The sequence below is a fragment of the Streptomyces sp. AB3(2024) genome (assembly GCF_041862025.1).
Classification (GTDB): Bacteria; Actinomycetota; Actinomycetes; order Streptomycetales; family Streptomycetaceae; genus Streptomyces.
The window spans coordinates 136,347-160,405 of record NZ_JBGWAB010000002.1; the positions used below are offsets into that span (position 1 = coordinate 136,347).

The 24,059-nt window shown below is 71.0% G+C and carries 17 protein-coding genes; 10 read left to right on the top strand and 7 right to left on the bottom strand.

The window, feature by feature from the left end:
* Positions 1 to 2: 2 nt before the first annotated feature.
* Positions 3 to 542, bottom strand: coding sequence for a GNAT family N-acetyltransferase (locus ACEPPI_RS01535; RefSeq protein WP_373913431.1), 540 nt, complete (start codon positions 540 to 542; stop codon positions 3 to 5).
* A gap of 386 nt (positions 543 to 928) precedes the next feature.
* On the opposite strand from ACEPPI_RS01535, the gene ACEPPI_RS01540 reads away from it, so the two are divergent.
* The 4 genes from ACEPPI_RS01540 (at position 929) to glgB (ending at position 8,510) form a co-directional block, all read left to right on the top strand.
* Positions 929 to 2,923, top strand: coding sequence for a maltotransferase domain-containing protein (locus ACEPPI_RS01540; RefSeq protein ID WP_373913432.1), 1,995 nt, complete (start codon positions 929 to 931; stop codon positions 2,921 to 2,923).
* Positions 2,920 to 4,626 (top strand): maltose alpha-D-glucosyltransferase, encoded by a 1,707-nt coding sequence (treS, locus tag ACEPPI_RS01545; RefSeq protein ID WP_356209727.1) that lies wholly within the window; start codon positions 2,920 to 2,922, stop codon positions 4,624 to 4,626. The genes ACEPPI_RS01540 and treS overlap by 4 nt, the downstream gene beginning before the upstream one ends.
* Positions 4,627 to 4,782: 156 nt before the next feature.
* On the top strand, positions 4,783 to 6,219 hold the full coding sequence (locus tag ACEPPI_RS01550; RefSeq protein WP_373913433.1) for a phosphotransferase: 1,437 nt from the start codon (positions 4,783 to 4,785) through the stop codon (positions 6,217 to 6,219).
* The gene (glgB, locus tag ACEPPI_RS01555) at positions 6,216 to 8,510 is read left to right on the top strand and encodes a 1,4-alpha-glucan branching enzyme (RefSeq protein ID WP_373913434.1); all 2,295 of its coding nucleotides are present in this window, start codon (positions 6,216 to 6,218) and stop codon (positions 8,508 to 8,510) included. The genes ACEPPI_RS01550 and glgB overlap by 4 nt, the downstream gene beginning before the upstream one ends.
* On the opposite strand, the gene ACEPPI_RS01560 is transcribed toward glgB, so the two are convergent.
* Both ACEPPI_RS01560 and ACEPPI_RS01565 read right to left on the bottom strand, forming a co-directional pair.
* On the bottom strand, positions 8,500 to 8,859 hold the full coding sequence (locus ACEPPI_RS01560; protein WP_373913435.1) for a thioredoxin family protein: 360 nt from the start codon (positions 8,857 to 8,859) through the stop codon (positions 8,500 to 8,502). The two genes, glgB and ACEPPI_RS01560, sit on opposite strands and share 11 nt — an antisense overlap.
* Before the next feature lie 81 nt (positions 8,860 to 8,940).
* Positions 8,941 to 9,369: a MerR family transcriptional regulator gene (locus tag ACEPPI_RS01565; RefSeq protein WP_373913436.1), complete on the bottom strand. Its 429-nt coding sequence runs from the start codon at positions 9,367 to 9,369 to the stop codon at positions 8,941 to 8,943.
* A 410-nt stretch (positions 9,370 to 9,779) separates the two neighbouring features.
* On the opposite strand from ACEPPI_RS01565, the gene ACEPPI_RS01570 reads away from it, so the two are divergent.
* Complete coding sequence (locus ACEPPI_RS01570) at positions 9,780 to 10,403, top strand: helix-turn-helix domain-containing protein (RefSeq protein WP_373913465.1); 624 nt, start codon at positions 9,780 to 9,782, stop codon at positions 10,401 to 10,403.
* 116 nt (positions 10,404 to 10,519) lie between these two features.
* Here the strand turns inward: ACEPPI_RS01570 and ACEPPI_RS01575 are convergent, their stop codons facing one another.
* The gene (locus ACEPPI_RS01575; protein ID WP_373913437.1) at positions 10,520 to 11,545 is read right to left on the bottom strand and encodes an ATP-dependent 6-phosphofructokinase; all 1,026 of its coding nucleotides are present in this window, start codon (positions 11,543 to 11,545) and stop codon (positions 10,520 to 10,522) included.
* A gap of 312 nt (positions 11,546 to 11,857) precedes the next feature.
* Here ACEPPI_RS01575 and pta point away from each other — a divergent pair, with 312 nt between their 5' ends.
* The 5 genes from pta (at position 11,858) to ACEPPI_RS01600 (ending at position 21,147) form a co-directional block, all read left to right on the top strand.
* A complete protein-coding gene (gene pta, locus ACEPPI_RS01580) occupies positions 11,858 to 13,948 on the top strand; it encodes a phosphate acetyltransferase (RefSeq protein ID WP_373913438.1) in 2,091 nt (696 codons plus the stop codon).
* A gap of 35 nt (positions 13,949 to 13,983) precedes the next feature.
* Entirely contained in the window at positions 13,984 to 15,198 is a 1,215-nt protein-coding gene (locus ACEPPI_RS01585) for an acetate kinase (protein WP_373913439.1), read from the top strand.
* A gap of 62 nt (positions 15,199 to 15,260) precedes the next feature.
* Positions 15,261 to 16,691: a pyruvate kinase gene (pyk, locus tag ACEPPI_RS01590; protein ID WP_373913440.1), complete on the top strand. Its 1,431-nt coding sequence runs from the start codon at positions 15,261 to 15,263 to the stop codon at positions 16,689 to 16,691.
* Positions 16,692 to 17,839: 1,148 nt separating this feature from the next.
* Positions 17,840 to 20,767: a hypothetical protein gene (locus tag ACEPPI_RS01595; protein ID WP_373913441.1), complete on the top strand. Its 2,928-nt coding sequence runs from the start codon at positions 17,840 to 17,842 to the stop codon at positions 20,765 to 20,767.
* A 20-nt stretch (positions 20,768 to 20,787) separates the two neighbouring features.
* Complete coding sequence (locus ACEPPI_RS01600; protein ID WP_373913442.1) at positions 20,788 to 21,147, top strand: hypothetical protein; 360 nt, start codon at positions 20,788 to 20,790, stop codon at positions 21,145 to 21,147.
* Between the two features lie 72 nt (positions 21,148 to 21,219).
* Here ACEPPI_RS01600 and ACEPPI_RS01605 read toward each other — a convergent pair whose 3' ends face one another.
* The 3 genes from ACEPPI_RS01605 to ACEPPI_RS01615 form a co-directional block, all read right to left on the bottom strand.
* On the bottom strand, positions 21,220 to 22,539 hold the full coding sequence (locus tag ACEPPI_RS01605; RefSeq protein ID WP_373913443.1) for a hypothetical protein: 1,320 nt from the start codon (positions 22,537 to 22,539) through the stop codon (positions 21,220 to 21,222).
* Positions 22,529 to 23,083, bottom strand: coding sequence for a DUF6114 domain-containing protein (locus ACEPPI_RS01610; RefSeq protein WP_373913444.1), 555 nt, complete (start codon positions 23,081 to 23,083; stop codon positions 22,529 to 22,531). The genes ACEPPI_RS01605 and ACEPPI_RS01610 overlap by 11 nt, the downstream gene beginning before the upstream one ends.
* 104 nt (positions 23,084 to 23,187) lie before the next feature.
* Positions 23,188 to 23,832, bottom strand: a complete 645-nt coding sequence (locus tag ACEPPI_RS01615; protein WP_373913445.1) for a DUF6230 family protein — start codon at positions 23,830 to 23,832, stop codon at positions 23,188 to 23,190.
* Positions 23,833 to 24,059 lie beyond the last annotated feature (227 nt).

The following is a 24,059-nucleotide window of genomic DNA, read 5'->3' on the forward strand; positions in this document are numbered from 1 at the left end:
GGCTACACCGTCTCCGTCTCCGGATCCGTCGCCAGCCGGGCGTGCAGGTGCTCGTCGTGCCAGCCGTCCGCGTGGTGGAGGGCGCCGCGCATCGTGCCCTCCAGGGGGAAGCCCGCCCGGACGGCAACGGCGCAGGAGGCCGGGTTGGCCACGGAGTGGCAGATCCGCAGCCGGTGCAGGCCGAGGCCGTCGAAGGCCCACCGGGAGACGGCCCGTACGCCCTGCACCGTCGCGCCGCGCCCGCGCCCGCGGGGCAGCAGCCAGTACAGGAACTCCGCGCTGGCGCCGCTCACATCGATGTCGCCGAGGCCGACGAGCCCGACGGCCGGCGCCGGGCCCGGGTCGGCCAGCGCCCACACCGCGGCCTCCCCCGCCTCCCAGCGCAGGCCCCAGCGCCGGACGCGGGCGACGGCCGACTCCGGGGATTCCGGCTCGGGCCTGTTCCAGTGCCGGATGCCGGGGTCCCCGTAGGCCTCCACGAGGACCGGGGCGTCCGCCTCCCGCCAGGGCCGCAGCTCCATCCCGCAGGGCAGTGCGAACACCGGCTGTGGGGCCCTGGTGGCGGATGGTGCGGGGGATGTCTCGCTGTACAACGGCTGCTCCCGGCCGACTTGACGCAGCCTCGGTGGATGTCGATCCATCCCTTGGAGTTCCGCGTGCCACTACGTACGAGTAGTTAACCAACAGCACGGATTGGGCGGGGTGTGAGTGGGGCAGGGCTCTGCGGGTACGCGCGGTACACGCACGGCGCACCCGCCCCCAACCTTTCCCCGCCACCCGAGTGAACGCGGACAGGAGCGGCCATGCCCGCAGCCCAGCCGTCTTCCGAGCGGCTAGAAACAGAGCGAACAGAGCGTGCACTACCAGCCGCCATCGCGGCTGGCCTGTTGTCACCGAGCCCTGCGAACTGCCCCCAGGTGATCCCATCATGATCGGTCGCATTCCCGTGCTGGACGTCCGCCCTGCCGTCGACTGCGGCGCCAGACCCGCCAAGGCGGTCGTGGACGAGGTCTTCGAAATCTCCGCCACCGTGTTCCGCGAGGGCCACGACGCCGTTGCCGCGCACGTCGTCCTGCGCGATCCCAGCGGGCGGCTGCGCCCGCCCGTCCCCCTGAACGAGCTCGCCCCCGGCACCGACCGGTGGGGGGCCCGGGTGTCCGCCGAGATCGAGGGGAGGTGGACCTACACCGTCGAGGCGTGGAGCGATCCGGTCGCCACCTGGCGCGCACACGCCGCCATCAAGATCCCGGCGGGCCTCGACACCGGGCTGACCCTGCTCGAAGGCGCGGAGCTGTACACCCGCGCCGCGGCCAAGATCCCCAAGCGCGACGGTCGCGAGGCCGTACTGGCGGCGGCCGACGCGATGCGCGACGAGGACCGGCCGGTGGAACGGCGGTACGCGGCCGCGCTCGCCCCGGCGGTCGACGCGGCGCTCGCCAAGCGCCCCTACCGGGAGCTGGTCACCGCGGCCAAGGCGCTGCCCCTCCAGGTCGAACGCAAGCGGGCCCTCTTCGGTTCCTGGTACGAGATGTTCCCGCGCTCGGAGGGCGCGGTGGTCGAGCCGGGCGGGGCTCCGGTCAGCGGCACCTTCCGGACGGCCGCCGAGCGGCTGCCGGCCATCGCCGCCATGGGCTTCGACGTGGTCTACCTGCCCCCCGTCCACCCCATCGGGTCCACCTACCGAAAGGGCCCCAACAACACTCTCTCGGCAGGAAGTTGGGACCCGGGCGTGCCGTGGGCGATCGGCTCCACGGAGGGCGGGCACGACGCCGTCCACCCCGAGCTCGGCACCATCGAGGACTTCGACGCCTTCGTCGCGCGCGCCCGCGAGCTGCGGATGGAGATCGCGCTCGACTTCGCGCTCCAGTGCTCCCCGGACCACCCCTGGGTGGAGAAGCACCCGGAGTGGTTCCGCCACCGCGCGGACGGGACGATCGCCTACGCCGAGAACCCGCCGAAGAAGTACCAGGACATCTACCCGATCCACTTCGACGCCGACATGGCAGGCATCGTCGCGGAGACGGTCCGGATCCTGCGGCACTGGATGGAGCACGGCGTCCGGATCTTCCGCGTGGACAATCCGCACACCAAGCCGGTCGTCTTCTGGCAGAAGGTGATCGCGGACATCAACAAGTCCGACCCCGACGTGATCTTCCTGGCGGAGGCCTTCACCCGGCCGGCCATGATGCGCGCGCTCGCCGCGATCGGCTTCCAGCAGTCGTACACGTACTTCACCTGGCGCAACACCAAGGCGGAGCTGACCGAGTACCTGACGGAGCTGTCCGGCACCCGTTCGGCCTCCGTGATGCGGCCGAACTTCTTCGTGAACACGCCCGACATCCTGCACGAGTACCTGCAGAAGGGCGGCCGGCCGGCCTTCGAGGTCCGGGCGGTCCTCGCCGCCACCCTCTCCCCCACCTGGGGCGTCTACGCCGGCTACGAGCTCTGCGAGAACGAGCCGGTGCGCGAGGGCAGCGAGGAGTACCGGAACTCCGAGAAGTACGAGCTGCGGCCCCGCGACTGGGCCGCCGCCGACCGCGAGGGCCGCTCCATCGCCCCGCTGATCACCACCCTGAACCGGCTGCGCCGACGCAACCCCGCCCTCCAGCAATTGCGCGACATCCACTTCCACACGACCGACAACGAACAGGTGATCGCCTTTTCGAAGCACGCCGGAGCCAATTCCGTACTGGTGGTCGTCAACCTCGATCCGCACCACACCCAGGAGGCGACGGTCTCGTTGGACATGCCGGTACTCGGCCTCGACTGGCACGGGTCCCTCGCGGTGCGCGACGAGCTCACCGGCGAGACCTACCACTGGGGCAGGGCGAACTACGTGCGCCTGGAACCGGGCCGCACGCCCGCGCACGTACTGGCCGCCCTGCGACCGTCCCCGCCCACCGGAGGGTCACCCACCACATGATGATCAACGATCCCGTCCACGACACCTTCGAGGACACCCCCGCCAAGGACCGCGATCCCGACTGGTTCAAGCGGGCGGTCTTCTACGAGGTGCTCGTCCGCTCCTTCCACGACAGCAACGGCGACGGCGTGGGTGACCTCAAGGGGCTCACCGCGAAGCTGGACTACCTCCAGTGGCTCGGCGTCGACTGCCTGTGGCTGCCGCCGTTCTTCGCCTCGCCCCTGCGCGACGGGGGCTACGACGTCTCCGACTACACGTCCGTGCTGCCCGAGTTCGGCGACCTCGCCGACTTCGTGGAGTTCGTCGACGCGGCCCACACCCGCGGCATGCGGGTGATCATCGACTTCGTCATGAACCACACGAGCGACCAGCACGAGTGGTTCCAGCAGTCGCGCAAGGACCCGGACGGACCGTACGGCGACTACTACATGTGGGCCGACAACGACAAGCAGTACCAGGACGCCCGCATCATCTTCGTCGACACCGAGACCTCGAACTGGACGTACGACCCCGTACGCAAGCAGTACTACTGGCACCGCTTCTTCTCGCACCAGCCGGACCTCAACTACGAGAACCCGGCGGTGGTGGAGGAGATCGTCTCCGCCCTGCGCTTCTGGCTGGACCTGGGCATCGACGGCTTCCGCCTCGACGCCGTGCCCTACCTGTACGCCGAGGAGGGCACCAACTGCGAGAACCTGCCGAGGACCCACCGGCTCCTCAAGCGGGTCCGGGCGGAGATCGACGCGCACTACCCGGACACGGTGCTGCTCGCCGAGGCCAACCAGTGGCCCGAGGACGTCGTCGACTACTTCGGCGACTACGCGAAGGGCGGGGACGAATGCCACATGGCGTTCCACTTCCCCGTCATGCCGCGCATCTTCATGGCGGTCCGAAGAGAGTCCCGCTACCCCGTCTCCGAAATCCTGGCCAAGACCCCGGCGATCCCGGACCGCTGCCAGTGGGGCATCTTCCTGCGCAACCACGACGAGCTCACCCTCGAAATGGTCACGGACGAAGAGCGCGACTACATGTACGCCGAGTACGCCAAGGACCCGCGGATGCGGGCCAACATCGGCATCCGGCGCCGGCTCGCCCCGCTCCTGGACAACGACCGCAACCAGATGGAGCTGTTCACGGCCCTGCTGCTGTCGCTGCCCGGCTCGCCGGTGCTCTACTACGGCGACGAGATCGGCATGGGCGACAACATCTGGCTGGGCGACCGCGACGGGGTCCGCACCCCGATGCAGTGGACCCCGGACCGCAACGCCGGTTTCTCCTCGTGCGATCCGGGCAGGCTGAACCTGCCGGTCATCATGGACCCGGTCCACGGGTACCAGGTCACCAATGTCGAGGCGGCCATGGCGTCGCCCTCCTCACTGCTGCACTGGACCCGGCGGCTGATCGAGATCCGCAAGGCGAACCCGGCCTTCGGACTCGGCTCGTACACCGAACTGCCGTCGTCGAACCCGGCGGTGCTCGCGTTCCTGCGCGAGTACGGGGACGACCTGGTGCTGTGCGTGCACAACTTCTCGCGCTTCGCGCAGCCCACCGAGCTCGATCTGCGGTCGTTCAACGGGCGGGTCCCGGTGGAGCTCACGGGTGACGTGCGCTTCCCGCCGATCGGCGAGTGGCCGTACCTGCTGACCCTGGCGGGCCACGGCTTCTACTGGTTCCGCCTGCGGAGCGAGAAGCGCGCCGACTGACGGGGCCGATGTACGGGGCGGGCACTCATTCGGGTCAATCGCCCGCCCCTGTACGGATCATCCTGACCCGACACTCGCCCATACCGGAGAAGCATCTGCCGCGCATCCGGGACACTCTGCGCATTCTGTGACGGCCCGGGGAAAGGACGCGACGCCATGTCGGAGGCTGCATCCGCCCGGAGCCGACTGACGGCCGACCGGGCCGCCGGGATCGCCCCGCTGGAACCGATGCTGCGGGCCTGGCTGCCCGCCCAGCGCTGGTTCGCGGGCAAGGGCCGCGCCATCAGCAGGCTCAGGACCGTCTCCGCGGCCGAGCTGCTGCCGCCGGGATCCACCCCCGGACTGCTGCACCTGCTCCTCGACGTGGACGGGGACTGCTACCAACTCCTGCTCGGGATCCGCCCGTCCCCCCTGCCGCCCGCCCTCGGCCCCGCCCTCATCGGGCACGTCGAGTCCGGGCCGCACACGGGCCGCACGGTCTACGAGGCTCTGGGCGACCCCCGGCTCGCCTCGATGCTGCTGGAGCGGCTGCGCTCCCCCGGCACCCTGGGTCCGCTGCACTTCGACCGGGACCCCGGGGCCCCGGTCCCGGCCGGGCTCACCCCCCGGCCGCTGTCCGGGGAACAGACCAACTCCTCGCTGATCTACGGGGATTCGTACATCCTGAAGGTGTTCCGCCGGGTCGGCCCCGGGGTCAACCCCGACCTGGAACTGCCCAGAGCACTGGCCGCCGCCGGCTGCGCCCGGGTGCCCGCGCCCGTCGCCTGGTACGAGGCCGAGCTGCCCGGTGGAGAACCGTTGACCCTGGGCGTCCTCCAGCCCTACCTGCGCGGCTCCGACGACGGCTGGCAGCTGGCGCTGCGCCGGCTCGGCGCCGGGGCCGACTTCACCGCCGAGGCGCACGCGCTGGGCCGGGCCACCGCCGAGGTGCACAGCGCCCTGGCCGCCGCCCTGCCGACCCTGGCGCTCGGCCCCGAGCAGACGGCCCGGCTCGCCGCCGGGATGACCGCGCGGCTCGCCGCCACCGTCCGCGAGGTACCCGCCCTCCAGCCCTACGAGGCCGGGCTGCGCGGGGCCTTCGACGCCCTGGCCGCCTCCCGGGGCGCCGGGGTCCCCGCCCAGCGCATCCACGGCGACCTGCACCTGGGACAGACCCTGCGCACCGCCGACGGCAGCTGGGCGCTGATCGACTTCGAGGGGGAGCCCGCGCGGCCGCTGGCCGACCGGCGCCGGCCCGAACCGGCCGTGCGCGACATCGCCGGGATACTGCGCTCCTTCGACTACGCCGCCCGCTCGCACCGGCCGTTCGCCCCCGCCTGGGCGGACGCCTGCCGGTCCGCGTTCTGCGAGGGCTACGCCCGCACCACCGGCCGCGACCCCCGCGAGGACCCGGTGCTGCTGCGCGCGTACGAGACCGACAAGGCGGTGTACGAGGCCCGTTACGAGTCCCGGCACCGCCCCGACTGGCTGCACGTCCCGATGGCGGCGATCCGCCGGCTGTCGGAACCCCAGCGACCCGCCCACCGCATGCCCCCGCCGGTCACCCCCGGCACCACTCCCCACCCGAAGCCCCCGAGGAGGCCGCTCGCGTGAGCGCCGCACGACAGCCGTCACCGACCGTCCGCGACAAGGCCGCACCCGAGCCCGCCGCTCCGGCCGCGCCGAAGGGGTCCCGCACCCCCCGGGCCCGCCGCGCCGCCCCGCCCCACGGGGTGCGGCCGGCCCCCGCGCTGGCGGCGGAGGAACGGGCCCGGCTGCTGGAGGGCCGCCACCACGACCCGCACGCGGTGCTGGGGGCCCGTACGCAGCGCGGCGGGGTGGCCTTCCGGGTGCTGCGCCCGTACGCGAAGGCCGTCACGGTCGTCGCCAAGGGGCTGCGGGCGGAGCTCTTCGACGACGGGGACGGGCTGTTCTCCGGGCTGCTGCCGCTGACCGGGGTGCCGGACTACCGGCTGCTGGTGACGTACGACAGCGACGAGATCGAGGTCCACGACCCCTACCGGTTCCTGCCCGCCCTCGGCGAGCTGGACCTGCACCTGATCGGCGAGGGCCGGCACGAGGAACTGTGGACGGCGCTCGGCTCGCAGCCGATGGAGCACCAGGGGGTGGCGGGCACCCGGTTCACGGTGTGGGCGCCCAACGCCCTGGGCGTGCGGGTGAGCGGGGACTTCTCGTACTGGGACGCGGTCGCGTACCCGATGCGCTCGCTGGGCGCGAGCGGCGTGTGGGAACTGTTCCTGCCGGGGGTGGCCGAGGGCGCCCTGTACAAGTACGAGATCACTCGCCCGGACGGCGGCCACACCCTGCGCGCCGACCCGATGGCCCGGTACGCGGAGGTCCCGCCGGCCAACGCCTCGATCGTGACCGCCTCCCGGTACGTGTGGCAGGACGCGGAGTGGATGGCGCGCCGCGGGGCACTGGCGCCGCACCAGGCGCCGCTGTCGGTGTACGAGCTGCACCTGGCGTCCTGGCGGCCGGGGCTCTCGTACCGGCAGCTGGCGGAGCAGCTGCCGGTGTACGTGAAGGAGCTGGGGTTCACGCACGTGGAACTGATGCCGGTCGCCGAGCACCCCTTCGGCGGGTCCTGGGGCTACCAGGTCACCGGGTTCTACGCGCCGACCTCGCGGATGGGCACGCCGGACGACTTCCGCTTCCTCGTCGACGCGCTGCACCGGGCCGGGATCGGGGTGATCGTCGACTGGGTCCCCGCGCACTTCCCGCGCGACGACTGGGCGCTGGCCGAGTTCGACGGGCGGCCGCTGTACGAGCACCAGGACCCGCGGCGGGCGGCGCACCCGGACTGGGGGACGCTGGAGTTCGACTACGGCCGCAAGGAGGTCCGCAACTTCCTGGTCGCCAACGCCGTGTACTGGTGCCAGGAGTTCCACGTGGACGGGCTGCGCGTGGACGCGGTGGCCTCGATGCTGTACCTGGACTACTCGCGCGACGAGGGCGACTGGTCGCCGAACGCGCACGGCGGCCGGGAGGACCTGGACGCGGTGGCGCTCCTCCAGGAGATGAACGCGACGGTGTACCGGCGCTGCCCGGGGGTGATGACGATCGCGGAGGAGTCGACGGCCTGGGACGGGGTGACGCGGCCGACGGACGCGGGCGGGCTGGGCTTCGGGCTGAAGTGGAACATGGGCTGGATGCACGACACGCTGCGGTACGTGTCGAAGGAGCCGGTGCACCGCAAGTACCACCACCACGACATGACCTTCGGGATGGTGTACGCGTTCAGCGAGAACTACGTGCTGCCGATCTCGCACGACGAGGTGGTGCACGGCAAGCGTTCGCTGGTGTCGAAGATGCCGGGCGACTGGTGGCAGCAGCGGGCCACGCACCGGGCGTACCTGGGCTTCATGTGGGCCCATCCGGGCAAGCAGCTGCTGTTCATGGGGCAGGAGTTCGCGCAGGGTTCGGAGTGGTCGGAGACGTACGGCCCGGACTGGTGGGTGCTGGACTCCTCGTACCCGGCGGCCGGTGACCACCTGGGCGTACGGAGCCTGGTGCGCGACCTGAACCGCACGTACACGGCCTCGCCGGCGCTGTGGGAGCGCGACAGCGTGCCGGAGGGCTTCGCGTGGGTGGAGGCGGACGCCTCCGACGACAACGTGTTCGCGTTCCTGCGGTTCGCGCGGGACGGCTCGCCGCTGCTGTGCGTGTCGAACTTCTCCCCGGTGGTGCGGCACGGCTACCGGATCGGGGTGCCGCAGGAGGTGGGCCAGTGGCGCGAGGTCCTCAACACCGACCTCGAACCGTACGGCGGGAGCGGCGTCCACCACGCCCGTGCGCTGCGCCCCGAGCCGGTACCGGCCCAGGGGCGTGCGGCGAGCCTGCGGATGACGCTCCCGCCGATGGCGACGGTCTGGCTCAGGCCCTAGCGGCCGGCCGCTGCTCCAGGTGCTCTTCGAGTTCCTGGAGCAGCTTCCGCTTGGCGCGGGCGCCGACGAGCTGGCGGACGGGTTCGCCGTCCCGGAAGACGAACAGCATCGGGGTGGCCAGGACTCCGTAGCGGGCGGCGGTGGCCGGGTTGCGGTCGACGTCGATCTGGACGACCTTGAGCCGGTCCGTCTCCTCGGCCGCGACGGCGGACAGGACGGGGGCGAGCTGGCGGCAGGGTCCGCACCAGTCCGCGGTGAACTCCACCAGGACGGGACGGCCCCGTTCGTCCAGTACCTCCGCGGTGAAGTCGGCATCGGTCACTTCGGGTACGCCCTGGGCGTGGATCATGTGGTTCCCCTCTCGTGGGGGTGGTTCGGTCGGAGGTCGGCCGGTGGGTCGCCGGCCGGCCGGTGATCAGCCGGTCGAGGATCAGCCGGTCATCTCGCAGCGCGGCGCGGGCGGTTCCCCGCCGCTCTCCCCGGCACCGGCACCGGCCCCGGCACCGGCCGCTTCCTCGGCGGCGACCAGCTGCCGGGCGACCTGCTCGCGGACACCGGCCAGCTGGCCGATGAGGCCGTCGAGCTCGTCGAGTTTGCGCCGGTAGACGGCGAGCGAGGCGGGGCAGGAATCCCCGGCCGGATGGCCGGCGCGCAGGCAGTCGACGAAGGGGCGGGTCTCCTCCAGTTCGAAGCCGAAGTCCTGGAGGGTGCGGATCTGCCGCAGCAGCCGCAGGTCGTCCTCGCCGTAGTCGCGGTAGCCGTTGCCGGTCCGCCGGGCGGCCAGCAGCCCGCGTGATTCGTAGTACCTGAGGGTCCGTGTGCTGGTCCCGGCCCGCTTCGCCAGTTCGCCGATGCGCATGGACCGACCGTAGGGCTTGACGCCGACGTCAAGGCAAGGGCGGGCGCGGGCCGGAAATCCGGGGGACCCTCGCCACCCCCGTGTGCGAGGGTCCCCGATATGGATCACGTGCGGGGTGGATGTCCGGTTCGGGGCCTGTGACGGGGATCACTCCACGAGTATGCGGAAGGCACCTGAAATGGGGTGGCCGAATCCGTACGCTGATATTGGATCTTCACCAAATCCGATTACCGGACAGTCGCCGCGAAAACGACCCAAAGCATCAAACTCCATAGGACTTTCCTACGAGTTATGAGCTTGTTTGATTGGTTGGTAGTCGCCGCGCCTCGGCCACTCCTACGGTGTGCCGTGTGCACTCCAGCCCACCTTTCAATGCCCCCGCCGCGCGTCGCCTGCGCGCGGCCCTGGGCATGGCTCCCGGTCATGTCGCCTATGGCCTGCGCGCCCAGTACGGCCTGCTCGTCGCGCCCGAAACCGTGATGGCGTGGGAGCGGGGGGAACAGTCCCCCACCTCCGCCGAGCTCACGGCGCTCGCCGGCGTGCTCTGGTGCGCCCCCGGCGAGCTGCTCGCCGAGCCCGTCTCCCTGCGCGAACACCGCATGGCCCGCGGCCTGGACCCCGACGACCTGGCCCGGCGGATCGGGCTGGACGCGAACGCGTACCAGAAGATGGAGGACACCGGGCGCTGGAAGGGCAACGAACGGCAGTCCGCGGCCCTCGCCTCGGTGCTCGGCCTGACCCTGGCCCAGTTCGTGGCGGCGACCGGCAAGGAGGAGGAGCTCGCCGGACTGCTGCGCAGCGCGGTCACCACCCGCTGGCAGGCGTACACGAAACCGCTGGCCAAACTGCTGCCGGTGCCCAAGGCCCATCTGGAGCGGGTCCTGGAGACGATGCACAACGACTACCAGTCGCGGATGGTGGCCACCCTGAGCTGGGGCGGCGGCGGGGGCGCGGCCGGGACCGGGGACGCGGGCCGGGAGTTCCTCGCGGAGATCGTGGACCGGTTCTGGGCACTGGCCGGCGGTGCGGGATAGGCCACACCCCCTCCTGCGACGAAACGGCCCCGGGCGCTCCGCGAGGGAGACGCCCGGGGCCGTTCGGCGCGCAAGTGGGGTCGAAGGTCCCGACGGGCGGGGCCTGCCGGACCGGGTCAGAAGACCGACTCGGCCTCGTACATCCGGTTATCCGGGACGGTCTTCAGCTCGGTGACCGCCTGGGCGAGCGGGGCCATCACGATGTCGGTCCCGCGCAGGGCGGTCATGTTGCCGAACTCGCCGCGGTGGACGGCCTCCACCGCGTGCCAGCCGAAGCGGGTCGCGAGGACGCGGTCGTAGGCGGTGGGGGTGCCGCCGCGCTGGACGTGGCCGAGGATGACCGGGCGGGCCTCCTTGCCCAGGCGGTGTTCCAGCTCCACGGCGAGGCGGTTGCCGATGCCGGCGAAGCGCTCGTGACCGTAGGCGTCGATCTCGCCCTTCTCGTACGGCATGGAGCCCTCGGCCGGGTGCGCGCCCTCCGCCACGCAGATGACGGCGAACTTCTTACCCCGGGAGAACCGTTCCTCCACCATCTTGGCCAGGGCCTCCACCTCGAACGGGCGCTCCGGCAGACAGATGCCGTGGGCGCCGCCGGCCATGCCCGACTCCAGGGCGATCCAGCCCGCGTGGCGGCCCATGACCTCGACCACCATCACACGCTGGTGCGATTCGGCGGTGGTCTTGAGGCGGTCGATGGCCTCGGTGGCGACCATGACGGCGGTGTCGAAGCCGAAGGTGCGGTCGGTGGCGGAGATGTCGTTGTCGATGGTCTTCGGCACACCGACCACCGGCATCCCCGCTTCGGACAGCATCCGGGCGGCCGTCAGGGTGCCCTCGCCGCCGATCGGGATCAGCGCGTCGATCTCGTAGCGCCGGGCCAACTCGGCCGCGTTCTCGGCCGCTTCGTGGAGCCGGGCGCGCTCCATGCGCGCCGAGCCGAGGATGGTGCCGCCGCGGGCCAGGATGCCGCTGACGGCGTTGATGTCGAGGGGGCGGTAGTGACCGTCGAGGAGGCCCTTGAAACCATCTTCGAAACCGATGACCTCGTCCCCGTGACCGACCACGGCGCGGTGTACGACCGACCGGATGACAGCGTTCAGGCCCGGGCAGTCGCCGCCTGCGGTGAGAACTCCGATACGCATCGTGCTGTGTCTCCTGCTCCTGGTCGTACCCGGCCGGGCGCGTGCGGGCGTACGGCCGTACAAGATGAAGGGCGTAATGGTGAACCCTGTCCGATTGTTCCACGGTCCGAGGAGGGTGCGCTCGCCGCGCCGATCCGCCCACCGGGCCTTTCGGCCCTCCCGGCCAGGCCTTTTTCCCGGGGGGCGTCCTATCCAGCCGCAGAGGTATTGTCAAGAGGTCAAGCCCGCACCAATCGGGACAACCGGGTCGAAAATCTCCCCGCTCCGCGGCGGGGCCGGCCCGGCACACACATCATGGGACGGAGAGCACGCGTGACGCGCAGCGTGTACGTGACCGGTATCGAGCGGGGGGACGGCCGCCAGGTCGTCGAGCTGGGGATCATGGAGCTCCTGACCCGTCAGACAGGCCGGGTCGGCGTGTACCGGCCGCTGCTGCACGACAGCCCCGACCGGCTCTTCGACCTCCTCAAGGCCCGCTACCGGATCGACCAGGACGCCGCGACGGCGTACGGCATGGAGTACGAGGAGGCCTCCGCGATCCTCGCCGAGAAGGGCACCGACGAGCTGGTGTCCCGGCTGGTCGACCGCTACCACCGGGTGGCCCGCGACTACGAGGTCATGCTGGTCCTCGGCACCGACTACGCCGACACGAACCTCCCGGACGAGCTCGCGCTCAACGCCCGGCTCGCCAACGAGCTCGGCGCCGTCGTCGTCCCCGTGGTGGGCGGCACCAAGCACCCCGCCGAGGCCGTGCGCGCCGAGGCGCGCAACGCCCACCGGGCCTACGAGAGCCTGGGCTGCCACGTCGTGGCGATGGTCGTCAACCGGGTGGCCGCCGAGGACCGCGACGTCATAGCCGAGCGGCTCGCCGCCCGCCTGCCGGTGCCCTGCTACGTGCTGCCCGACGACAAGTCCCTGTCGGCCCCCACCGTCGCCCAGATCACCCGGGCGCTCGGCGGCGAGGTGCTCCTCGGCGACGAGGCCGGGCTGGCGCGCGACGCCCTGGACTTCGTCTTCGGCGGCGCGATGCTGCCGAACTTCCTGAACGCCCTGACCCCCGGCTGCCTGGTCGTCACGCCCGGGGACCGCTCCGACCTGGTCGTGGGGGCGCTGGCCGCGCACGCCTCCGGAACCCCGCCGATCGCGGGCGTGCTGCTGACCCTGAACGAGCGGCCGACCGACGAGGTCCTGACCCTGGCCTCGAAGCTGGCACCGGGCACCCCGGTGGTGTCGGTGGCCGGCAACAGCTTCCCGACGGCCGCCGAACTCTTCTCGCTGCAGAGCCGGTTGAACTCCGCGACCCCGCGCAAGCTGGAGACGGCCCTCGGCCTCTTCGAACGGCACGTGGACATCGCCGAGCTGCGCGGGCTGCTGTCCGTGGCCCGGTCCGAGCGGGTCACCCCGATGATGTTCGAGCACGAGCTGCTGGAGCGGGCCCGCTCCGAGCGGCGTCGCGTCGTACTGCCCGAGGGCACCGAGGAACGCGTGCTGCGCGCGGCCGATGTGGTGCTGCGCCGCGGGGTCTGCGACCTGACCCTGCTCGGCGAGGAGCAGGCGATCCTGAAGAAGGCCGGCGACCTGGGCCTCGACATCTCGGGCGCACAGCTGATCGACCCGGCGACCTCCCCCCTGCGGGAACGGTTCTCCGAGTACTACGCCCAGGCCCGCGCCCACAAGGGCATGACCGTCGAACTGGCCGGCGACGTGGTCACCGACGTCAACTACTTCGGCACCCTGATGGTCCAGCAGGGGCTCGCCGACGGCATGGTCTCGGGCTCGGTGCACTCCACCGCGGCGACCATCCGCCCGGCCTTCGAGATCATCAAGACCAAGCCGGAGGCCTCCATCGTCTCCTCGGTCTTCTTCATGTGCCTGGCCGACAAGGTCCTCGTCTACGGCGACTGCGCCGTCAACCCGGACCCGAACGCCGAGCAGCTCGCCGATATCGCCGTCCAGTCCGCCGCGACCGCCGCCGCCTTCGGCGTGGAGCCGCGGATCGCGATGCTCTCGTACTCGACCGGCACCTCCGGTTCGGGCGTGGACGTGGACAAGGTCCGCAAGGCCACCGAGATCGTCCGCGCGCAGCGCCCCGATCTGGCCGTGGAGGGTCCGATCCAGTACGACGCCGCGGTGGAACCGTCGGTCGCGGCGACCAAGCTGCCGGACTCCGAGGTGGCCGGCCGGGCGAGCGTGCTGATCTTCCCCGACCTCAACACGGGCAACAACACGTACAAGGCCGTGCAGCGTTCGGCGGGCGCCGTCGCGGTCGGCCCGGTCCTCCAGGGTCTGCGCAAGCCGGTCAACGACCTCTCGCGGGGCGCGCTGGTGCAGGACATCGTCACCACCGTGGCCATCACCGCGATCCAGGCGCAGTCCCAGGGCGCGCCGGCCGCCACCGCCTGACCCCCCTCCGTCCGCAAGAAGGAAAGACCGCAACCGTGACCGCATCGCGCGTACTCGTCCTCAACTCCGGCTCCTCGTCGGTCAAGTACCAGCTCCTCGACATGGCGGACCGGTCCCGCCTCGCGATGGGCCTGGTGGAGCGGATCGGCGAGGAGACCTCCCGGCTCGTGCACGAACCGCTCGCCGGCCCCGGCGCGGAGGCGGGCAGGCGCGAGCGGCTCGGCCCGATCGCCGACCACGAGGCCGCCCTGAAGGCGGTCGCCGCGGAGCTGGCCGCCGACGGCACGGGCCTGGACTCCCCGGAGCTGGCCGCGGTCGGGCACCGGGTGGTGCACGGCGGGACCCGGTTCACGCAGCCGACGGTGATCGACGACGAGGTGCTCGCGGAGATCCGCAGCCTGATCCCGCTGGCCCCGCTGCACAACCCGGCGAACGTGACGGGCATCGAGGTGGCCCGCTCGCTGCGCGCGGACGTCCCGCAGGTCGCCGTCTTCGACACGGCCTTCCACTCGACGATGCCGGAGCACGTGGCCCGGTACGCGATCGACGCGGCGACGGCCGACAAGTACGCCATCCGCCGCTACGGCTTCCACGGCACCTCGCACGCCTACGTCTCCCGGGCGACGGCGGCGCTGCTGGGCAGGCCGGTCGAGGACGTCAACGTGATCGTGCTCCACCTGGGCAACGGGGCCTCCGCCTCGGCCGTCCGGGGCGGGGTGTGCGAGGAGACCTCGATGGGCCTGACCCCGCTGGAGGGTCTGGTCATGGGGACCCGTTCGGGCGACGTGGATCCCGCGGTCGTCTTCCACCTGGCCCGGGTCGGCGGCCTGTCCGTCGACGAGATCGACTCGCTGCTGAACAAGAAGAGCGGTCTGCTGGGTCTGTGCGGCGACAACGACATGCGCGAGGTGCAGCGGCGGGCGGACGGGGGCGACCCGGCGGCCCGGCTCGCACTGGCGGCGTACGTCCACCGTCTGAAGAAGTACATCGGCGCCTATACGGCGGTACTCGGCCGGGTGGACGCGGTGGCGTTCACGGCGGGCGTCGGGGAGAACGCGGCCGGCGTCCGGGAGGCTGCGGTGGCGGGACTGGAGCAGCTGGGTCTCGCGCTGGACCCCGAAGCCAATGCCGTCCGGTCCGACGGGCCCCGGCTGGTGTCGGCGGAACACTCCCGGGTGGCCGTGGCCGTGGTCCCGACCGATGAGGAACTGGAGATCGCGACCCAGGCGTACGCGCTGGTTACCCAGTAGTCACTTGGACTTTCCACCAGACGGAATATTCCGCTACGAAACAAACGGATAGGATCCGCTTCATGCGCCGTTCCAAAATCGTCTGCACGCTGGGCCCCGCCGTCGACTCGTATGAGCAGCTGAAAGCGCTCATCGAGGCAGGTATGAACGTGGCCCGATTCAACTTCAGCCACGGATCCCAGGCAGAACACCAGGAGCGGTACGACCGCGTCCGGCAGGTCTCCGAGGACACCGGGCGCGCGGTCGGCGTGCTCGCCGACCTCCAGGGCCCGAAGATCCGTCTGGAGACCTTCGCCGAGGGTCCCGTCGAGCTGGTGCGCGGTGACGAGTTCACCATCACCACCGAGGACGTCCCGGGCGACAAGTCCATCTGCGGCACCACCTACAAGGGCCTCCCGGGCGACGTCGCCAAGGGTGACCAGATCCTGATCAACGACGGCAACGTCGAACTGCGGGTGACGGAGGTCGAGGGCCAGCGGGTCAAGACCATCGTCATCGAGGGCGGTGTCATCTCGGACCACAAGGGCATCAACCTGCCGGGTGCCGCCGTGAACGTCCCCGCCCTGTCGGAGAAGGACGTCGACGACCTGCGCTTCGCCCTGCGGATGGGCTGCGACATGGTCGCCCTCTCCTTCGTCCGCGACGCCAACGACGTCAAGGACGTCCACAAGGTGATGGACGAGGAGGGCCGCCGCGTCCCCGTCATCGCCAAGGTCGAGAAGCCCCAGGCCGTCGAGAACATGGCGGCGGTCGTCGACGCCTTCGACGCGGTCATGGTGGCCCGCGGCGACCTCGCCGTCGAGTACCCGCTCGAAAAGGTCCCGATGGTCCAGAAGCGGCTCATCGAGATGTGCCGCCGCAACGCCAAGCCGGTGATCGTCGCGACCCAGATGATGGAGTCGATGATCACCAACTCCCGTCCGACCCGCGCCGAGGCCTCCGACGTCGCCAACGCCATCCTCGACGGCGCCGACGCGGTCATGCTGTCGGCCGAGTCCTCGGTCGGCGCCTACCCGATCGAGACCGTCAAGACGATGTCGAAGATCGTCGCGGCGGCCGAGGAGGAGCTCCTCGCCAAGGGCCTCCAGCCGCTGGTCCAGGGCAAGAAGCCGCGCACCCAGGGCGGCTCCGTCGCCCGCGCGGCCTGCGAGATCGCGGACTTCCTCGACGGCAAGGCGCTCATCGCCTTCACCCAGTCCGGCGACACGGCCCGCCGCCTGTCGCGCTACCGCGCCACGCAGCCGATCATGGCCTTCACCACGGACGTGAACACCCGCAACCAGCTCACCCTGAGCTGGGGCGTCGACTCCTACGTCGTCCCGCACGTGGACAACACGGACGCGATGGTCGACCTGGTGGACGGCGAGCTGCTCAAGCTGGGCCGCTACGCCGCCGGCGACACCATGATCATCACGGCCGGCTCGCCCCCCGGCGTCCCGGGCACGACCAACATGGTCCGCGTCCACCACCTGGGCAACCCCACGCAGGCCTGACCCACCGGCCCGCCTCTGCCGCACAGAGACCGAGGGCGGCGCCCCCGACTCCCCCACCGGGACCGGGAGCGCCGCCCTCGGTGCGTTTCCGGGATCCGGAGGAATCCTGTGGATTCCCTGTGCATTTCCTACTCTCGGGTAGACATGGCCGGAAACGTGCTACCACGGGTAAGGCTGATCATGAAGCTGTCGGTTCACGCCTTGGGGGAAGGCAAAGAACACATCACTCGCGCCTGACCAGCGCCCATACATCCGCACGCCTTCCTTCGGGCTGTCCGCTTCGCTCCGAAGAACAGGCAAACACGTGCAAAGATCGACCCTCTTGAGGGGCAGGAGCCCAGGCATTCGGGCCTCCGTACGCCGCGGCCTCGCCGGCACCGCCCTCGCCACCAGCACCGCCCTCCTGGCAGGCCTGATCAGCGCCGCCCCGGCCTCGGCGATCGAAATCCCGCCGGACGACGAGCCGGCGTACCGGCCCATCAGCCTGGGCGAACAGGCCCGTCTGGACCGCTGTTCCGCCGGGGTGGCGCTCCACATGGGCGGGCCCGAGGCCAAGAGCGTCGCGGCCAAGGCACTCACAGGTACGGCTCAGGAACTCGCCACTGCGACCGATCCGGTAACGGGCATGTTTCCGCTCGCCGAGGCGCGGATAAAGGACCGCGATGCCTACGGGGGCGCGATCGCCTCAGTCGACCGCCGTAAGCGCTGGGAGGCGTCGAACTACGTCTATTGGGAGACCGGGAACCGTGGTGGAGTCGCCCATGACGCCCCACAGTTCGACCAGGACATCGTCGCCTTCTCCGGCATCGAACGCGAGCTCGCCTACAAGATCGGCTCTGACGGTCACGCCGTGGCGTCCAAAGAGTCGGCCGACCGCGCGACGGCGCTTGCCGCCGAGCTCAAGGGCAAGGACCTCAACAACGACTTCGTCACCGATTCCCTGCTGCGGGATGCGACGAAAACCGAGTACAACTACCGCAGCACGACCGCCGGCGACATCGCACGCTACCTGCGCCTCGGCGGCTTCATGGCCACGGCGCCAGCCGAGGACTCGGTCGAGTTCCGCCTTGAGGTCGAGGCGCTCAAGGTCGCCTGGGGGGGCGTGCGACAGCCGCAACCCTGTCGACTTCTACCGTGTCATGTCGCCGATGGTCGTCACTGCACACCTGGAGTGGGAGCAGGAGTACGCCGCGCAGGCCACGCCGCGCGCCGAGATCATCAACGCCGACGTTGCCGGAGCCGCCGAGGTCCGCAAGGCCACCGGCGCCATGATCGAGGCCATGGGCCAGGCATGGCTCGCTGACCAGATACTCACCTGGCAGAAGTACTGGGCGGGCCAGCCCGCGAACGCGAGCAACAGGCCGGCCGGCTCCGTGTTCACCCAGGCCAACAAGGATCTCGCGACGGCCCGTACGCGGGCCGCCGATCAGGCGAAGCTCGCGGCGGCCTCGTCGACGGCCGCCAAGACCGCCTCGGACAAGGCGAGCGCTGCTCAGAACTCTGCGTGGGCCATTGCCGACGCGGCCAAGACCCCTCGCGGGCGCGGCCTCCTGTTCGCGCAGCAGTCCGTCCAGGTCGCGAAGGCCTCGGCCGCGGCTGCCGAAGCGGCCTCCAAGGCCACTCTGACCGCGTCGAACGCCGCGAAGGCGACCGTCGCGGACAGCAAGACCCTGTATGCCCTGGCCCAGACCCAGTCGCATGCGGTTAACACCGAGTTCCGCCGCATCGCCGCGCAGGAAGCAGCCGCGCAGGCCAAGGCAGCGGCCGACTCCGCCGCCGCCCAGGCCAAGGAAGCCGCGGACAACGCCACCAAGGCGAAGGCCGCCCAGACGAAGGCGGAGACCGCCCAGGCCTCCGCCAAGACCGCGGCGGAGAACGCCAAGGCGCAGCGCGTCAAGGCGGAGCAGGAACGCGACGTCGCCAAGGCCGAGCACGCCAAGGCGACGACGGCACGGAACAAGGCCCTGGCGGCCGAGGGCCGGGCCACCACCGAGCGCGAGGCGGCTGCCAAGGCCCGGACCGCGGCCGAGAACGCGGGTGACACCGCGGCGGACAAGCGGGACGCCGCCGAGGAAGCCGAGATCAAGGCTGCGCTCGCCCGCGACGACGCGGCCGAGGCCGAACGTACGATGCGGGCGACGGACGCCCGTGCCGCCGCCCTGGAGTCGGCGGCGGCCGCCGCCGAGGGCACCACGGCAGCCGGTGACAGCCGCAAGGCCGCCACGGAGGCCCGTACCGCCGCCAACGACGCGAAGGGCGCGGCTGGGCGGGCCCGTAGCGCCGCCAACGAGGCGGGTACCGCGGCGGTCGACGCCCGTGCCGCCGCCACCCGCGCCGAAGGCGCCGCCGCCCGCGCGCAGGCCGCCTACGACAACGCGAACTCACAGTGGTGGACCAGCTACGCCGCTGCGCAGACCGCGCACGCCGCGGCCGCCGAGGCCATCGACGCCTCGGACGCCGCCTCCGCGAACGCCGTCAAGGCCGAACAGGAGGCCAAGAAGGCCCAGGCCGCCACGGTCCAGGCCAGGAAGGACGCCACCGCTGCCAAGACCGAGGCCGAGAAGACCTCGGCATGGTCCGGGGTCACCGCCGGGCATGCCTTCGCGACCGCGCAGGCGGCAGCGGCGGCCCGCGACTCCGCTGCGGAAGCGGTCAAGCCGGCCAACACGGCCATCTCGACGGGCACCCCGTACCGGGAATCGGACTCGGCCGCGGCCTTCGCGGTCCTGATCGGGCAGACCACGAAGCCCCTGGCCGACCAGCAGGCGGCCGCGGCCACCGCCAAGTCCAACGAGGCCACGAAGGCGGCCGCCGATGCCAAGGCACTCGCCGACAAGGCGAGCGGCGATGCCAAGCTCGCCGCGCAGGCGGCCGCAGCCGCTGCCGCGGACACGGCCGCAGCCCTGAAGTCGGTGGCCGCGGCGCGCGCCTCCGCCGTTACGGCGGCGACTGCTGCTGCCGCCGCGAAGACGGCGGACACCAAGACGGCGGAGTACAACTCCCAGGCCGGAGCCGAGGTCGTCCTCGCCGGCAACGCGTCGAGGGATGCGGCGAGCGAAGCGGCGGGCGCGAACAACGAGGCCACCGAGGCCGAGAAGAGCGCCACCAACGCGCGTACCGCGGCGAACGCCGCGACCGCGGACGCGAACGCCGCGAGCAGCACGGCCACCAAGGCCGAGTCCGACGCGACGGCCGCCGAAGGCGCCGCCGCCAACGCCCAGCAGTCCGCGAAGGACGCGGACGCGTCGGCGGACCGGGCGGAAGAGGCCTACCGCAAGTGGGAGGAAGAGCTCCGCGCCGCGCAGCTGGCCTCCGCGAAGTCCAACGGCGGCCCTGGATACGGTGGAGCCGACCTGAGCCTGAGCGAGGAGGACGCACTGCGCAAGGCCTGTGGACAGGCCTGCGTTGACGAGTACCGCGCCGCCCTGGCCGCGGCCAACAAGGACGTCATCGACTGGGCGGTCGAGAACGGCGGCCAGATCCTCCTCGACATCCTGGGGGTCACCGACGCGAGGAAGTGCTTCTCCACGCTGGACGTGGAGAGCTGCCTGTGGACGGCACTCAACGTCGTCCTCATCGGCGCCGCGGTACTAAAGATCCCCCAGGTCGCGGTGGCCGTAGCCAAGATCGCCACCGGTCTGGGCAAGTTCTTCGCCTCAACGGCGGCCGCCGCCCAGACTCTGGCACGGCTGAAGCCGATCGCGGTCGTCAGCGCACACGTGGAGTTCAGTGCCATCCGCGTCACCAGTGCGGCAGGCATCAGTCCCACACTCCTCAAGCGGGCCATCGAAGCCGGCGGCTGGAAGTGGACGGTCAGCACGGGCCACGCGTTCCACCGGGCCCACAAAGCCAAGAAGGGCGAGGTCTCCTTCCCGGCGCTGGACACGACTCACCTGAACCCCGACGACATCGAGAAGGCGCTTATCCTCAAGACCCTGGAGCACATGGGCATGGGCGGAAGTATGGAGGGACTGCAGAAACTGACGGTCACGGTCGACGGCATCCAGATCACGGGACACATCTTCAAGGTCGCCGACGACGTCATCTCCATCTCGACGTATTTCCGGAGCGCATAGTGACGGAGCAGGGAATCACCGTGACAGATCTGATGAAACTGGGGCGCGGAGTCGTCCCCGAGGACAACCCCGATGTGACGCCCGAGCAGTTCGGCCTCGCCGAGTTCGAGTACGTCGAGACGATCATCTACGCCGGCCCGGACGAGATCCTGTCGATGCTGCGCACGCTGAAGGCGGAGAATTTCATCGGGCTGCCGCCGTGGGCCCGTAACCTCGCCTACCGGATCGCCTGCCTGCAGCGACCGGACGACGCGGCGCTACTGCGTGAGGCCGCGGACGACCTCCTCGCCTTCGGTCCCGACTGGGACGACATCGCCGAGGACCTCCAAGCGAAGGCCGACCTCCTGGAGCGACCGAACGGAGCTGGGGCCGCTTCCTGACCCTGCCCCGCAACGGGCTGTGGCCCGCACCCCCTCAGAGGTGCGGGCCACTTCCGTGTGCGGCGTGCGGGACTACTTCTCCGCCGGGCCGATGTAGTTCTTCAGGCCCGGGACGGTGAGGTTGCCGCCGAACTGGCCGGCCTGGACGACCTTGACGTGCGTGAAGAACGCGAAGGGGACGTTCAGGGGCGGCGGGCTGTTCGGGGTGAACTCGATCGGGATGAGGCCGAAGAGGTTGCCCTTGAGGCTCTCCGTGTACATCGTGACCTTGCCGTCGCGGATCTTGGACGTGGACCCGGGGCGGGACTTCAGGTGGGCGATGTTGTCGCCCGTTCCGACCGTTTGGTACAGGTCCTTGATGTCCAGGGAGTCCGCGGTGAACTTCAGGACCTTCTTGACCTTGCCGCCCGCCGTCTTCACCTCGACGATGCCCGCGTAGTCCAGGCCGTAGAGGGTCAGCAGAGAGCTGTCCAGGTACCACGGCTCGTCCGGCAGGAGCGGGATGCCCGGCTCCAGCTTCGCGTCGGCCAGGGCCTTGGCGTCGAGGGTGGGGCACGGGAAGGGCTGCTTGCCGTCCGGGTCCGTGGTCGCCGAGGCCGAGGGAGAGGGCGACGGCGAGGCACCGGGGTCGGTCTCGTCGGCGGTCTTCTTCGGGTCGGCGGCCTTGCCCGTCTCGTCCTTCGGGGTCTTGACGGTGTCCTTGACGTCCTGGGGCAGTTCCTTGACCTCGACGCCGGCCTTCTTCGCCGCCTCGCGGATCGCGTCCGCGGCCGGGTCCGTGGTCTTCGTCGCGCCGCTCGGGGTGGGCGCGGGCGTCGGGGTGGCCGGTTTCTGCGCGTCCTTGATCGGCCTGCCGAGCGAGTCGACGAGGCCCTTGAGGGCGTCGCCCACTCCCAGCGGGTCGAGCGGGTTCGTGCTCTTGGTCGCCGAAGGGGACGGGGAGGGCGAGGTGCTCGCGCTCGCGGACGGCTTGGGGGCCGGGGGCACCTGCTTGTCCGCTTCCTTCTTGGGGGAGCCGGACGCGGAAGGCGCGGGGACGGTGACCGGCTTCGGGCTCCCGCTCGCACCCGGCGAGGGCGTCGCGGTGGGCGACGTGCTCGGCGAAGGCGTCTTGGAGGGCGACGGCGAGGCCGATTCGGCCGGCTCGTCGGACCGGGTCACACAGGGGCCGGGCGCGAAGGGGATGTCCTTCTCGTCGGCCAGGGCCATCTTCGGGGCCATGCCCATCCCGACGAACACCGCCGTCGGCATCGCAGCCAGCGCCATCGTCTTGCCGACGGGTATCTGGAGCTTGTTCAGCAGCGACTTCCTGGGCGCCGCGTGGCGCGGGCCCTTTCTCTCACGGGACTCTGCGCCTGGGGCCACGCCCCGCTGCGTCTCGTCACCCCGCACTGTTCCTCCCGCCATCGGCGTGGGCATTCGTCTCGGTCACGCGTGCCGTTTCCGTGTCGCGGGGAGCCGGGATGCCCTGGAAGGCGTCCGCCATCTGCTGCGCCTCGCCGTCCGCCTCGGGGGTCTCCTCCACCGGGACGCCGGGCGCCCAGGACAGCGCGAGGGCACCACCGAGCAACGCGGCGATGAAGCCCAGGAAGAAGCCGCCGAGGTTCGACACCGGGAGCGAGACCAGCGCCAGCAGGATCGTGGCGACACCGGCGAAGACCCGGACGTTCTGCTGGAACCAGAGCGCCAGGCCCAGGGTGACCAGCAGAATGCCTATGACCAGCGAGGTGGAGCCCGTGGTCGTCGCCATGGCCAGGCTGATGTTGCCCAGCCTGAGGTCCGCGTACGGGAAGTACATGATCGGGATGCCGCCGAGAAGGGTGAACAGCCCGGCCCAGAACGGGCGCCGGCCTCTCCAGGCACGGAAGTGGAGGCGTCCCACGGTGAGCCAGTGGGCGTCTGCGTCTGCGGCGCGAACCGGGGCCTGGGGGTTCATGGACAACAGCTCCCTGGAAACGGTGGTACGGAGAACTCTGTGGAGCCCGGACGGGCGGGCGGCGACGGCCGCCCGCCCGTCCGGTCACGACCTGGACGGACCGGCTACTTCTCGTCCTGGTAGCACGGCTCGTCGCCACTGAGCAGGCGCAGCTTGAGGTCGGGCAGGGTGAAGGTACCCGCCGTCGTCGCCCACGCCTTCTGACGCACGTGCGTCAGCGTGGCCGTCTTGGCCCGCTGCGAGAACAGACCGCCGTCGGCGACCGTGCCGGGAACCGGCTTGGTCGTGTGGCTGCCGTCGCCCACCGCGACACCGATGTCGAGCGAGTCGAACTTGGCGTCCGCGTCCAGCTCGGCGACGTCGAGGTAGAGCTTCTCCGCCACCGCGGGACGGCCCTTGTTGCCCGTCCGCAGCTGCAGGGTGATGTTGCCGAGACCGGGCACCGGGGTGACCAGGGACTGGCACATGTTGGTGATCTTGGCCGAGCTGAAGCCGGAGATCGTAACCGGGTGGTACGACTTCTTGTCGGAGCCCAGAGTCGCGCCCTGCGCCACGCTGCCGTACTGGATCAGATCCTGACCGACGAGCTCATCGGCCGAGACCTTGAAGTCCTGGCCCGAGACGCTGAAGGACGCCGCGAGGGCACCCTGCGCCAGACCCACACCGACCGCGGCCGTGGCCGCGATGCTCGGCACCATGACAAGCGCGAAGCGCTTCCATCTGGTCCCGCCACGAACCTGAGAACTCATATCGTTCCTCCTTCTCGGACGTACATCTCCGGTCCGGGCCGTGCCCGTCCTGGGATGGGAGAAGTGCTACGTCCTCGGGAAGGAGCGCAGGAGGCCGGGTGTGGCTGGGCCACGTCCCGTACACCGGCGATCACCCCCGAGCGACAACCACTGGGCCACGCGTTCGCGCAACCTGGAGGACAGGCTCCGCCGGGTGTGGTGGAGACCCCCCTGTCCCACGGCCGGTG

Coding starts and splice junctions, on each gene's coding strand:
- ACEPPI_RS01540 (WP_373913432.1), top strand. CDS start 929: ATGATCGGTCGCATTCCCGTGCTGGACGTCCGCCCTGCCGTCGACTGC.
- treS (WP_356209727.1), top strand. CDS start 2,920: ATGATGATCAACGATCCCGTCCACGACACCTTCGAGGACACCCCCGCC.
- ACEPPI_RS01550 (WP_373913433.1), top strand. CDS start 4,783: ATGTCGGAGGCTGCATCCGCCCGGAGCCGACTGACGGCCGACCGGGCC.
- ACEPPI_RS01560 (WP_373913435.1), bottom strand. CDS start 8,859: ATGATCCACGCCCAGGGCGTACCCGAAGTGACCGATGCCGACTTCACC.
- ACEPPI_RS01565 (WP_373913436.1), bottom strand. CDS start 9,369: ATGCGCATCGGCGAACTGGCGAAGCGGGCCGGGACCAGCACACGGACC.
- ACEPPI_RS01570 (WP_373913465.1), top strand. CDS start 9,780: ATGGCTCCCGGTCATGTCGCCTATGGCCTGCGCGCCCAGTACGGCCTG.
- ACEPPI_RS01575 (WP_373913437.1), bottom strand. CDS start 11,545: ATGCGTATCGGAGTTCTCACCGCAGGCGGCGACTGCCCGGGCCTGAAC.
- pyk (WP_373913440.1), top strand. CDS start 15,261: ATGCGCCGTTCCAAAATCGTCTGCACGCTGGGCCCCGCCGTCGACTCG.
- ACEPPI_RS01595 (WP_373913441.1), top strand. CDS start 17,840: ATGGTCGTCACTGCACACCTGGAGTGGGAGCAGGAGTACGCCGCGCAG.
- ACEPPI_RS01610 (WP_373913444.1), bottom strand. CDS start 23,083: ATGAACCCCCAGGCCCCGGTTCGCGCCGCAGACGCAGACGCCCACTGG.
- ACEPPI_RS01615 (WP_373913445.1), bottom strand. CDS start 23,832: ATGAGTTCTCAGGTTCGTGGCGGGACCAGATGGAAGCGCTTCGCGCTT.